General features: G+C 69.4%; 10 protein-coding genes and 1 tRNA gene. 3 read left to right on the top strand and 8 right to left on the bottom strand.

Annotation, left to right across the window (positions count from 1 at the left end):
* Positions 1 to 9: 9 nt before the first annotated feature.
* Together ACFYMM_RS04605 and pyk are read left to right on the top strand one after the other, a co-directional pair.
* On the top strand, positions 10 to 702 hold the full coding sequence (locus tag ACFYMM_RS04605; protein WP_388383776.1) for an SIMPL domain-containing protein: 693 nt from the start codon (positions 10 to 12) through the stop codon (positions 700 to 702).
* 110 nt (positions 703 to 812) lie between these two features.
* On the top strand, positions 813 to 2,267 hold the full coding sequence (pyk, locus tag ACFYMM_RS04600; protein WP_388383774.1) for a pyruvate kinase: 1,455 nt from the start codon (positions 813 to 815) through the stop codon (positions 2,265 to 2,267).
* An 80-nt stretch (positions 2,268 to 2,347) separates the two neighbouring features.
* On the opposite strand, the gene ACFYMM_RS04595 is transcribed toward pyk, so the two are convergent.
* A tRNA-Leu gene (locus tag ACFYMM_RS04595) sits at positions 2,348 to 2,422 on the bottom strand.
* Between the two features lie 100 nt (positions 2,423 to 2,522).
* Here ACFYMM_RS04595 and ACFYMM_RS04590 point away from each other — a divergent pair.
* A complete protein-coding gene (locus ACFYMM_RS04590) occupies positions 2,523 to 3,176 on the top strand; it encodes an ANTAR domain-containing response regulator (protein WP_388383772.1) in 654 nt (217 codons plus the stop codon).
* Between the two features lie 106 nt (positions 3,177 to 3,282).
* Here the strand turns inward: ACFYMM_RS04590 and ACFYMM_RS04585 are convergent, their stop codons facing one another.
* The 7 genes from ACFYMM_RS04585 to ACFYMM_RS04555 all read right to left on the bottom strand — a co-directional run bounded on the left by ACFYMM_RS04585 (position 3,283) and on the right by ACFYMM_RS04555 (position 12,181).
* Positions 3,283 to 3,999 (bottom strand): ABC transporter ATP-binding protein, encoded by a 717-nt coding sequence (locus ACFYMM_RS04585; RefSeq protein WP_388383770.1) that lies wholly within the window; start codon positions 3,997 to 3,999, stop codon positions 3,283 to 3,285.
* Entirely contained in the window at positions 3,996 to 4,889 is an 894-nt protein-coding gene (locus ACFYMM_RS04580) for an ABC transporter ATP-binding protein (protein WP_388383768.1), read from the bottom strand. The genes ACFYMM_RS04585 and ACFYMM_RS04580 overlap by 4 nt, the downstream gene beginning before the upstream one ends.
* Before the next feature lie 6 nt (positions 4,890 to 4,895).
* Positions 4,896 to 6,677 carry a branched-chain amino acid ABC transporter permease gene (locus ACFYMM_RS04575; RefSeq protein ID WP_388384499.1) on the bottom strand — a complete coding sequence of 594 codons (1,782 nt, stop codon included), beginning with the start codon at positions 6,675 to 6,677 and terminating at the stop codon, positions 4,896 to 4,898.
* A gap of 5 nt (positions 6,678 to 6,682) precedes the next feature.
* Positions 6,683 to 7,612 carry a branched-chain amino acid ABC transporter permease gene (locus ACFYMM_RS04570; RefSeq protein ID WP_388383766.1) on the bottom strand — a complete coding sequence of 310 codons (930 nt, stop codon included), beginning with the start codon at positions 7,610 to 7,612 and terminating at the stop codon, positions 6,683 to 6,685.
* A 112-nt stretch (positions 7,613 to 7,724) separates the two neighbouring features.
* Entirely contained in the window at positions 7,725 to 8,933 is a 1,209-nt protein-coding gene (locus ACFYMM_RS04565) for a branched-chain amino acid ABC transporter substrate-binding protein (RefSeq protein ID WP_388383764.1), read from the bottom strand.
* Between the two features lie 408 nt (positions 8,934 to 9,341).
* Complete coding sequence (locus ACFYMM_RS04560; protein ID WP_388383762.1) at positions 9,342 to 9,812, bottom strand: hotdog fold thioesterase; 471 nt, start codon at positions 9,810 to 9,812, stop codon at positions 9,342 to 9,344.
* A gap of 56 nt (positions 9,813 to 9,868) precedes the next feature.
* A complete protein-coding gene (locus tag ACFYMM_RS04555; protein ID WP_388383760.1) occupies positions 9,869 to 12,181 on the bottom strand; it encodes an FdhF/YdeP family oxidoreductase in 2,313 nt (770 codons plus the stop codon).
* Positions 12,182 to 12,292 lie beyond the last annotated feature (111 nt).

Below are 12,292 nucleotides of genomic sequence, written 5' to 3'. Positions count from 1 at the left end.
GTGGGACGTATGACCACCGATGCGACCCGTCCGTACGGCACCCCCGAGTCCCCCCTCGTGGTGGTCCGTGGCGAGGCCGAACTGGAGGTCGAGCCCGAGACCGCGCGCATCGGTGTCACGGTCGGCGCCCTCAACCGCGACCGGCGCTCCACCCTCGACGACCTCACGCGCCGCAACGCCGCCGCCCTCGACCTCCTCAAGTCGTACGGGGACGCCGTGCGGCAGTTGTCGACGGGCGCCTTCTCCCTCAGCCCGGAGCTCGCCGAACGGGGCCGGGGCGAGCGCGTCCGCGGCTACCGGGGCAGCGTCTACCTCACCGCCGAGTTCACCGACTTCACCGCCCTGGGTGAGGTCACCACCCGGCTGGCCGACCTGGAGCTGACCCGGGTCGACGGCCCCTGGTGGGCCCTGCGCCCCGACTCCCCGGTGCACGGCGAGGCCCGTCAGCAGGCGGCGCGCGAGGCCGTGCGGCGCGCCCGGGAGTACGCCCAGGCCCTGGGCACCTCGCTGACGGCCCTGGTCGAGCTGGCCGACACCGGCGCCGAGCGCCCGCGCGCGGCCTTCGACCGCGGCACCCGCCGCCTCGCCGTCGCCGACTCCGCCCAGCCCCCGCAGCCGCTCGATCTCGAACCGCCGCGCCTGCGTGTCACCGCTCAGGTCAGCGCCCACTTCACGATGGCGCCCCCGAATTTGTGCTCATAGGAGCGGCGCACCGCACAATTCAACACTTGTCAATAGCCCTTTACCCAAAGGTTGTTGAGTAGACATGTCCGGCAGATTATCTACCCGCGGGTAAGGCCTAGGCTCGAATCATGCGCCGAGCAAAGATCGTTTGTACTCTGGGGCCCGCCACCGACTCGTACGACCGGATAAAGGCACTGGTCGAGGCCGGAATGGACGTCGCTCGTTTCAACCTCAGCCACGGCACCCACGCCGAGCACGAGGAGCGCTACCGGCGTGTGCGGAAGGCCTCGGACGAGACCGGCCGCAGCGTGGGGATCCTCGCCGACCTTCAAGGCCCGAAGATCCGGCTCGGCCGCTTCAGTGAAGGACCCGTACTCCTTGAACGCGGCGACTCCTTCACCATCACGGTGGAGGACGGGGTCGAGGGCGACCGCCACCGCTGCGGCACCACCTACGCGGGCCTCGCCACCGACGTCGCCCCCGGTGAGCGGGTCCTCGTCGACGACGGCAAGGTCTGCCTGGAGGTCACCTCCGTCGACGGTCCCCGCGTCCACACCCGGGTCGTCGAGGGCGGCGTCATCTCCGACCACAAGGGCCTGAACCTGCCCGGCGTCGCCGTCTCCGTGCCCGCCCTCTCCGAGAAGGACGAGGCCGACCTCCGCTGGGCGCTGCGCACCGGCTTCGACGTCATCGCGCTGTCCTTCGTGCGCAGCGGCAAGGACGTTGCGGACGTCCACCGCATCATGGACGAGGAGAGCCGCCGTCTCCCGGTGATCGCCAAGGTCGAGAAGCCGCAGGCCGTCGACAACATCGAGGACATCGTGGCCGCCTTCGACGGCGTCATGGTGGCGCGCGGCGACCTGGGCGTCGAGATGCCCCTGGAGCAGGTCCCGATCGTGCAGAAGCGGGCCGTCAAGCTCGCCCGGCGCAACGCCAAGCCGGTCATCGTGGCCACCCAGATGCTGGACTCGATGATCGACAACTCCCGGCCGACCCGCGCCGAGGCCTCCGACGTGGCCAACGCGGTCATCGACGGCACGGACGCGGTGATGCTCTCCGGTGAGACCAGCGTCGGGAAGTACCCGGTCGAGACGGTCATGACCATGGCGAAGATCGTCGAGGCCGCCGAGGAGGACATGCTGGCCAAGGGCCTGCCGCCGCTGACCGAGCGGAACAAGCCCCGCACCCAGGGCGGCGCGGTGGCCCGGGCCGCCGCCGAGATGGGCGACTTCCTCGGCGCGAAGTTCCTCGTCGCCTTCACCCAGTCCGGGGACACGGCCCGCCGGGTCTCCCGCTACCGTTCGCCCATCCCGCTGCTGGCCTTCACCCCCGAGCCGGCCACCCGCTCCCAACTCAGCCTCACCTGGGGTGCGGAGACGTTCCTCGGCCCGCATGTCGACTCCACGGACGCGATGGTCGACCAGGTGGACGAACTGCTGCTGAAATACGGCCGCTGCCGCAAGGGTGACGTCGTGGTCATCACGGCGGGTTCCCCGCCCGGTGTCTCCGGCTCCACGAACATGGTGCGCGTCCATCACATCGGCGAGGACGACAGTCCGAAAGAGGGAATGAGCGCGTCATGACGAAAGGCCCCTGCGAAAGAGGGGCCTCGATCATTGGCGAATAAGTGGCGCGAGCGGCGACCTTGGAATGCAAGGAAAAGTGCCCCGGGTCGGACTCGAACCGACACTGTACGGGTTTTGAATCCGTTGCCTGCTGCCAATTGGGCTACCGGGGCTCGCAGAATCCAAGGTTTCCCCCGACCCTCCGCGCGTCCACCATACCGTAGCTAGGTAGGCTCTTGTCAGCAGTACCCCTGCCCTGAACGAGGAGCCCCAGTGACCGCCGAGTCGCCCCAGCCCGTAGACGTGCCCGACGAGGACAAGTCGCACGTGCCTCCGCTGACGACCCGAGTCGTCATCGCCGAGGACGAGGCCCTGATCCGGCTCGACCTCAAAGAGATGCTGGAGGAGGAGGGGTACTCCGTCGTAGGCGAGGCCGGGGACGGCGAGCAGGCCGTGGAGCTGGCCCGCGAGCACCGGCCCGACCTGGTCATCCTCGATGTGAAGATGCCGAAGCTGGACGGCATCTCGGCGGCCGAGAAGATCGCCGAGGAGTCCATCGCGCCGGTCCTGATGCTCACCGCCTTCTCACAGCGCGACCTGGTCGAGCGCGCCCGGGACGCCGGTGCCATGGCCTACCTGGTGAAGCCGTTCAGCAAGAGCGACGTGGTCCCGGCCATCGAGATGGCCGTCTCCCGGTTCAACGAACTGCGGCAGCTGGAGAAGGAGGTCGCCGACCTCACCCAGCGGCTGGAGACCCGCAAGCTGGTCGACCGCGCCAAGTCCGTCCTGCAGACCGAGTACGGACTGACCGAGCCGGCCGCCTTCCGGTGGATCCAGAAGACCTCCATGGACCGCCGCATGTCGATGCAGCAGGTCGCCGAGGCGGTCATCGCGGACAGTGACGAGAAGAAGGCCGCCAAGGGCTGACCCACGCCCACCCGGACGCACACGACGAGGCCCGCGCCCCGGAGAACGGGCGCGGGCCTCGTCGTACGCGCGGAAGACCCTGGAGGCCCTGTCGTCGCGACAGGGTCTAGTCCTCGCCCAGGTACGCCTTCCGCACCGACTCGTCGTGCAGCAGGTCCTGCCCGCTACCCGACAGGACGATGTTGCCGACCTCCATCACATGGCCCTGGTCCGCCAGCGACAGCGCCGCCTGGGCGTTCTGCTCGACCAGCAGAATCGTCGTGCCCTGGGACTTCAGCTCGGCGATGGTCGCCATGATCTTCTGCATCATGATCGGCGACAGACCCATCGACGGCTCGTCCAGCATCAGCAGCTTCGGCTGGGACATCAGCGCCCGGCCCATCGCCAGCATCTGCTGCTCACCGCCCGAGAGGGTGCCCGCCGCCTGCTTGCGCCGCTCGCCCAGGATCGGGAAGAGGTCGTAGGCCCGCTGGATGTCCTTCTCGATGCCCTCCTTGTCCTTGCGGAGGAAGGCGCCGAGCTGCAGGTTCTCCGCGATCGTCAGCCGCGGGAAGATGTGCCGGCCCTCGGGGGAGTGGGCCAGCCCGAGCGCGACGATCTTGTGCGCGGGGACGTCGGCGAGCGGCTTGCCGTCGAAGACGATCCGCCCGCCGGCCGGCTTCAGCAGACCCGACAGCGTGCGCAGGGTGGTCGTCTTGCCGGCGCCGTTGGTACCGATGAGGGTGACGACCTGGCCGGCCTCCACGCTGAACGAGATGCCCTTGACGGCCTCGATCTTGCCGTAGGCGACCCTGAGGTTCTCGACCTCCAGCAGTGCGGTCACTGGGCCTCTCCCTTGGTGGTGCCGGTGGTGCTCGACGCGTCGGCCGTCGTCGCCGCCTCGGCGGCCTCGGCCTCCGCGGCCTCGACTTCGGCGGCCTCGGCCGCGCCCGGGTCGCCCTCGAAGGGCTCGCCGAGGTAGGCCGCCACGACCCGCTCGTCGGCCTGGACGACCTCGGACGTGCCCTCGACGAGCTTCTCGCCCTGCACGAGGACCGCCACCCGGTCGCACAGGTTGAAGATGAAGCGCATGTCGTGCTCGATGACGAGCACGGCGATGCCCTTGTCCCGGATGGCGAAGACCAGTTCCTCGGTGGTCCGGGTCTCCTGCGGGTTCATGCCGGCCGTCGGCTCGTCCAGCAGGAGCAGCCCCGGCTCGGACGCCAGCGCACGCGCGATCTCCAGCTTGCGCTGCTCGCCGTAGGGCAGGTTGCGGGCGAGGTGGTCGCGCTTGGCGGCCAGCCCGATGAACTCCAGGAGTTCCATGGCCCGCGCCTCGGACTCCTTCTCCGCCTGGCGGAAGCCGGGCCCGCGCAGCAGCGCCGACCACAGGCCCTCCTTGGTGCGGGTGTGCCGGCCCACCAGGACGTTCTCCAGAACCGTCATGTTGGCGAACAGCCGGATGTTCTGGAACGTACGGGCGATGCCCGCCTGCGTCACCAGGTGCGGCTTGGGCGGAAGGACGGAGCCTTTGTACGAGACCGTCCCCTCGGTCGGCACGTACAGGCCGGTGAGGCAGTTGAAGAACGTGGTCTTGCCGGCGCCGTTCGGGCCGATCAGACCGACGATCTCGCCGCTGTTGACGGTGAAGTCGACCGAGCGGACGGCGGTCAGGCCGCCGAAGCGCATGGTGACGTCACGGGCTTCGAGTACAGGTGTCGACGGTGTTGTCATCGTGCTTTACGCCCCTGCCTTGGTGACGGCCGGTTCGTCGGTCAGCGTCGTCTGGTCCGGTACGTCGAGTTGGCCGGTCTCGTGGAACTCCAGCTGGCGGCGGCGGTTGGCGATGATGCCCTCCGGCCTGAAGCGCATCAGCAGGATGAGCGCGATACCGAACGCGAACAGTTCGTAGTTCTGCAGGAACTGGAGCTTCTCCGGGACCAGGTAGAGCACGCTGGCGCCGAGCAGCGGGCCGCTGACGGTGCCCATGCCGCCGAGGACGACGGCGGCCAGGAGGAACGCCGAGTTGGGCGGGGCCGCGCCGGCGAACTGGTAGGGCTGCGGGTTGACGCTGTAGTTGACGTGCGCCATCACGGTGCCGGCCAGACCCGCGAGGGAGGCGCCGAGCGCGAACGCGATCAGCTTGACCCGGAAGCCGTTGATGCCCATGGCGGTGGCGGCGGTCTCGTCCTCGCGGATGGCGATCCAGGAGCGGCCGATGCGGGAGTCGGCCGCGCGGGTGAAGACGAGCACGACGATCGCCGTGACGATGAGCATCAGGAACAGGTAGTTGGCGAACCGGCCCAGGGTGAACCCGCCGATGTCGTGCGCCTCGCCGAGATTGAACCCGAAGATGTTCAGGTCCGGGATCTGCGTGATGCCGTTGGGGCCACGGGTGATGTTCGGGCCGGAGTCGCCGTCCAGGTTGTTGACGGTGATACGGAAGATCTCACCGAAGCCGAGCGTCACGATCGCCAGGTAGTCGCCGCGCAGCCGCAGGGTCGGCGCGCCGATCAGGACACCGAAGACCAGCGAGGCGGCCATGCCGGTCAGCGCGGCGGCCCAGAACGGGAAGTGGACGCCGGAGAACCGGGAGTACTCCGAGCCGGAGACCAGGGCGGCCGCGTAGGCGCCGACGCCGAGGAACGCGACGTAACCCAGGTCGAGCAGACCGGTCAGGCCGACGACGATGTTGAGGCCGAGGGCGACGGTGGCGAAGATCAGGATGTTCACGCCGATGTTGGCGTTGTGGTCGTCGCTCTGGGTGAACGGGAAGATCACCGCGGCGAGGAACGCCAGGGTGGTGGCGAAGCTCTTGTGCCGGGCGGAGATCGTCGCGTACCGGTCCAGCAGCCCGGCGTGCACCAGGGCCAGGACGGCGAACAGGAGCAACAGGAGGAAACCGATGAAGGTTTCGCTCGCGTTGTTGTCGATCCCGATGCCGTAGGTGAACGCGATCAGACCGACGGCGGTGCCCGCGGTGATGACACCGCGCTCGGCGATGCCGGAGAGCCTGCCGGGGCGGGGCTGTTCGGGCTTGGTCAGGTAGCCGCGGAAGCCGGCGCCCGGGGCGGGGTGCGGCAGGGCCAGGGCGCCGATCACCGGGAGCGCGGAGGCGGCCATCGCGACGAAACCGCCCGGGTCCAGGTTGACCAGGCCGCCGAGGTCGACGGCGATGGCGATGCCGGTGAACCAGCAGACGGCGAACGCGGACAGCGTCGCCAGCAGCACCGGCGTGGTGGCGTTGCCCGGGTTCAGCCAGCGCAGCCCCGGCACGTCGAACAGGGTGAGGCCGTACAGCAGGGTGAGCGCGCCGGCGACCAGGGCGAGGATCTGCAGGCCCGCCGGGTAGCCGTAGACGGTCAGGTCACCGGGGAAGTCGGGGGTCCAGGTCCAGCTGAGGAAGGTGCTGGCGATGGTGCCGACCGCGCCGACGGCGATGAGCAGCCGGGCGGCGGACGCCGGCAGCGGGACGGGCCCGCGCGCGGCCGCGGCCGTGGTCTCGGGGGTGGTGTCGGTCATGTCGCTCACGCCCTGTCCGCGACGCGTTCGCCGAGCAGGCCCTGTGGCCTGAAGAGGAGTACGAGGATGAGGAGGACGAAGGCCCACACGGCTGCCCAGCCCTGGCCGCCGAGCTGCTGCATGCCGGGGATGTCGGCGATGTACGCGGTCGCCATGGCCTCGGCGAGACCGAGGACGAGACCGCCGAGCATGGCGCCGTAGACGTTGCCGATGCCGCCGAGGACGGCCGCGGTGAACGCCTTCAGACCGGCGATGAAGCCCATGTCGTAGGAGACCGAACCGTACTTGAGGCCGTAGGAGACACCCGCGACCGCGGCGAACAGGCCGCCGATGGCGAAGGCGATGACGATGATGCGGTTGGTGTCGATGCCCATGAGCTGCGCGGTGTCCGGGTCCTGCGCGGTGGCCTGCATGGCGCGGCCGGTGCGGGACAGCCGCACGAAGAAGGCGAGGATCGCCATGGAGATCGGTGCGGCGATGATCAGGAAGACGTCACCGCTCTGGATCGTGACCGAGCCGAGGTGGTACGGCCCGAACGGCAGCTGCGGGAACACCCGGGCGGACTTGGCGTTCGGGTACAGGTTGAAGACGGCCTGCTGAAGGGCGAGCGAGAGGCCGATCGCGGTGATCAGCGGTGCGAGACGGGGCGCGCCGCGCAGTGGCCGGTAGGCGAAGCGCTCGGCGCCGACGGCGATGAGCACGGCGACGAGCGCGCCGCCGATCAGCATCGCCGGCAGGGCTATCCACATGGATATGCCGGCCGGCAGGGCGAGGTAGACCGTGAGGGCTCCGAACCCTCCGGTCATGAAGATCTCGCCGTGGGCGAAGTTGATGAGCTGGACGATTCCGTACACCATCGTGTAGCCGATGGCGATCAGACCGTACATCGAGCCGAGGAACAGCCCGTTGGCCAGCTGCTGCGGCAGGGTGTTCACCGCATGGCCTCCATGTGGTGGGGAGAGTCAAGGGGGAGGTAGAAGGCGGGCCGCGCGGTGACGGTGGTCTGCGCCGCGCGGCCCTGGGTGGTGCCGAGGTGTCCGGGTCGGGTTACTTCGGGTTGGCGACGCCGCTCTGGACGGACTTCCACACGCCCTTGGTGACCTGGTAGACGGTCAGCTGCTTGTTGGTGGTGTCGCCGTACTCGTCGAAGGCGATCTTGCCGGAGATGCCGTCGAAGGAGGTCTTCTGGACGGCGTCGACGATCTGGGAACGGGCGTCGGAGGGCAGCTTGCCGTCCTTCACGACCGAGCCGACGGCCTTGATGATGGCGGTGGCGGCGTCGTAGGAGTACGAGCCGTAGGTGCCGTAGTCACCGGGGTACTTCTTGGCCTTGTAGGTGGCCACGAAGTCCTTGGCGGCGGGCAGGGTGTCGACCGGGACACCGATGGAGGTCACGAGGTCGCCCTCGGAGGCGGCGCCGGCGGTCTTGATGTAGGTCGGGGTGAACATGCCGTCGCCGCCGAACAGCGGGATCTTGGCGCCGGCGTCCTTGAGCTGCTTGGTCAGCACCTCGGACTCGTCGTACTGGCCGCCGTAGTACAGCAGGTCGGCGCCGGAGTTCTTGATCTTCGTGACGAGGGTGGAGAAGTCGCGGTCGCCGACGCTGACGTGGTCGGTGCCGATGACCTGGCCGCCCTGCTTGGTGAACTGCTCGCGGAAGATCTTGGAGAGGCCGGCGCCGTAGGTCTGCTTGTCGTCGACGACGAAGGCCTTCTTTTTGTGGATGCCGTTGAAGGCGTAGTCCGCCGCGTAGGCGCCCTGGAGGGCGTCGGTGGTCGCGGTGCGGAAGTACGTCTTGAACGGGCGGGACTTCGAGGTCTGCCAGTTCTTGCCCTGGGTCAGCTCCGGGGCGGTGTTGGACGGGGAGATCTGCACCATGTTGGCGGTGGCGAAGACCTGCTGCATCTGCGTCGCCACACCCGAGTTGAGCGGGCCGACCACACCGACCACGCTCTTGTCGGCGACCAGCTGGGAGGCGTTCTGCTGACCGGTGGCGGGCAGCGCCTTGTCGTCCAGGGCCTGGATCTTGAAGGTGACGCCGGGGACGGTCTTGTTCTTGTTCGCGTCGTCGACGGCGATCTGCGCGCCGTACTGGATGCCGAGGCCGGTGGCGGAGTTCTGGCCGGTCAGCGGGGCGTCGACGCCGATGGTGACGACGGTGTTGCCACTGTCGCCGCTCTTGTTGCTGCTGTCGCGGGAGCCGCACGCGGTGAGAGTCAGAGCCCCGGTGGTCAGCACGGAGGTAAGAATCACCATGGAACGCTGTCGCACAATCAGTCCTTTCCGCAGGCACATCCGTCCCTGCGGGGACGGGGTTTGCGGTGCCGGTACCGAACTCCCGGTGGAGCGGTGACTGGCCGTGACTCTAAGGCCGGTGTGCAGACAACGGCATCGCCGTGCGCTGGCTTGTGACTTTCTTGTTATGACGGCGTGGACGGCGACCTTCCGGGCGGGAGACTCTCGGCCGTTTTGGCGGAATTTCCGCTCCGTCCACATATTGAGAATCCGCACTTCCGCTTGGCCTTGGGAGCGACACGGGTCCCGCTCGGTCGCGGGCCGCGCGTGGCGGAATCACAAAGGCCCCGGGGCGGGTCGCCGTGGAGATGACATCGCGCCGCCGCATTGCGCGCGTGTTACACAGCGTTACGCCCCGGAGCCGTCCCCTCAGGCCTTCTGCGCCCCGGGAGCCTCACGCAGCAGACAGGTCAGCCGGGCGGTGCACACCCGCCGCCCCTCCTCGTCGCTGATCACGATCTCGTACGTGGCCGTGGACCGCCCCCGGTGCACGGGTGTCGCCACCCCGGTGACCAGCCCCGACCGCACCCCCCGGTGATGCGTGCAGTTCAGGTCGACCCCGACCGCGAGCTTCGAGCTGCCCGCGTGCAGCATCGACCCCACCGAACCGAGGGTCTCCGCCAGCACGGCGGACGCGCCCCCGTGCAGCAACCCGTAGGGCTGGGTGTTGCCTTCCACCGGCATCGTCCCGACGACCCGCTCCGCCGAGGCCTCGACGATCTGCACGCCCATCCGGGTGCCGAGATGGCCCGCCGAGAACAGAGCCGGCAGGTCGACGCCGAGCGCCGCGTACTCGTCGATGACCTCCTGCGGGAACTTCACGTGCTGCTGTTCACCCATGGGACCCGGCTCCGTTCGTCATGCGGTGGTGCGCCTGATATCGGCTGAGCAAACGCTCAGTCGGTCGTCGATTGTTCCAGACGGACCACGACGGACTTGCTGGCCGGGGTGTTGCTGGTGTCCGCGGTGGCATCCAGCGGGACGAGGACGTTGGTCTCCGGGTAGTACGCCGCCGCGCAGCCCCGCGCCGTCGGGTAGTGCACCACCCGGAAGCCGGGCGCCCGCCGCTCCACGCCGTCCTTCCACTCGCTGACCAGGTCGACGTACGACCCCTCGGCCACCCCGAGGGCCCCGGCGTCCGCCGGGTGCACCAGCACCACCCGGCGCCCGTTCGTGATGCCCCGGTAGCGGTCGTCGAGACCGTAGATCGTGGTGTTGTACTGGTCGTGCGAACGCAGCGTCTGCAACAGCAGGCGCCCCTCGGGCAGTTCGGGATACTCCACGGGCGCCACCGTGAAGTTGGCCTTCCCCGTCGCCGTCGGGAAGCGCCGCTCGTCGCGGGGGGCGTGCGGCAGCGCGAAGCCGCCGGGGCGCGCCACCCGCGCGTTGAAGTCCTCGAAACCGGGGATCACGCGCGCGATGCGGTCACGGACGGCCGCGTAGTCCCGCTCGAACTCCTCCCACGGCACCGTGCTGCCGCCGCCGAGCACGCGGCGCGCCAGCCGGCACACGATGGCCGGCTCGGACAGCAGATGCGGGCTCGCGGGCTCCAGCCGCCCCCGGGAGGCGTGCACCATGCCCATGGAGTCCTCGACGGTCACGAACTGCTCGGTGCCCCGCCCGTCCGGGCCGGCCTGCAGATCGCGCTCGGTGCGCCCGAGCGTCGGCAGGATCAGCGCCCGCGCGCCGGTGACGACGTGCGAGCGGTTGAGCTTCGTCGACACGTGCACGGTCAGCCGCGCGCGCCGCATGGCCGCCTCGGTGACCTCGGTGTCGGGGGAGGCGGAGACGAAGTTGCCGCCCATGGCGAAGAAGACCTTCGCCTCACCGTCGCGCAGCGCGCCGATGGCGCGTACGACGTCGAAGCCGTGCTCGCGCGGCGGCGCGAACCCGAACTCCTTCTCCAGGGCGTCCAGGAAGGCCGGGGCCGGCCGCTCGAAGATGCCCATCGTGCGGTCGCCCTGCACGTTCGAGTGACCGCGCACCGGACACACGCCCGCGCCCGTGCGGCCGATGTTGCCGCGCAGCAGCAGGAAGTTGACCACCTCGCGGATGGTCGGGACGGAGTGCTTGTGCTGGGTGAGGCCCATGGCCCAGCAGACGATGGTCCGCTTCGAGGCGAGCACCATGCGCAGGGCCTCCTCGATCTCCCGCCGGGACAGGCCGGTCGCGGTGAGCGTCTCGGCCCAGTCGGCGGAGCGGGCGGCCGCCGCGAACTCCTCGTACCCGTGCGTGTGTTCGCGGATGAACTCCTCGTCGACCGCGCCCGCGCCGGGGGCGCTTTCGTGTTCGGCCAGGATCAGCTTGTTGAGCAGCCGGAAGAGGGCCTGGTCACCGCCGAGGCGGATCTGCAGGAACAGGTCGGTCAGCGCGGCGCCCTTGAGCATGCCCTGCGGGGTCTGCGGGTTCTTGAACCGCTCCAGACCCGCCTCGGGCAGCGGGTTGACGCTGATGATCTTCGCGCCGTTCGCCTTGGCCTTCTCCAGCGCGGAGAGCATGCGCGGGTGGTTGGTGCCGGGGTTCTGCCCGGCGACGATGATCAGGTCGGCCTGGTGGAGGTCCTCCAGCAGGACGCTGCCCTTGCCGATGCCGATCGTCTCGGAGAGTGCCGAGCCGGACGACTCGTGGCACATGTTCGAGCAGTCCGGCAGGTTGTTCGTGCCCAGCTCCCGGGCGAAGAGCTGGTACAGGAACGCGGCCTCGTTGCTCGTGCGGCCCGAGGTGTAGAAGACGGCCTCGTCGGGAGAGCCGAGGGCGGCGATCTCCTCGCCGATGATGTCGAAGGCGCGCTCCCAGGAGACCGGCTCGTAGTGCTCGCCGCCCTCGGGGAGATACATGGGGTGCGTGAGCCGCCCCTGCTGGCCGAGCCAGTAACCGCTGCGGCCGGCGAGGTCGGCGACCGGGTGCGCGGCGAAGAACTCGGGGGTGACCCGGCGCAGGGTGGCCTCTTCGGCCACCGCCTTCGCCCCGTTCTCGCAGAACTCCGCCTTGTGCCGGTGGTCCGGCTCCGGCCAGGCGCAGCCGGGGCAGTCGAAGCCGTCCTTCTGGTTCACGCGCAGCAGCGTCAGCGCGGTCCGCTTCACGCCCATCTGCCGCTGGGCGATGCGCAGGGTGTGCCCGATGGCGGGCAGCCCGGCGGCGGCGTGCTTCGGCTCCGCGACCTGCGGCGCGTCCTGTACCGGATCACCCTTGGGTGGCTTCGTCGCCATCGCACGGTCCCCTTCGACTGCGGTGTGAAGTACTGCCCAGATCCTCGCACGGGGTGCTGACAGCGAGCGCCCCCGGTCCGAGGGCCGTCGTTGTCAGTGGCTCGTGGCAGG

It is taken from the genome of Streptomyces sp. NPDC006739, from assembly GCF_042869815.1.
GTDB lineage: Bacteria > Actinomycetota > Actinomycetes > Streptomycetales > Streptomycetaceae > Streptomyces.
This window is presented reverse-complemented; position numbering and strand designations above follow the sequence as displayed.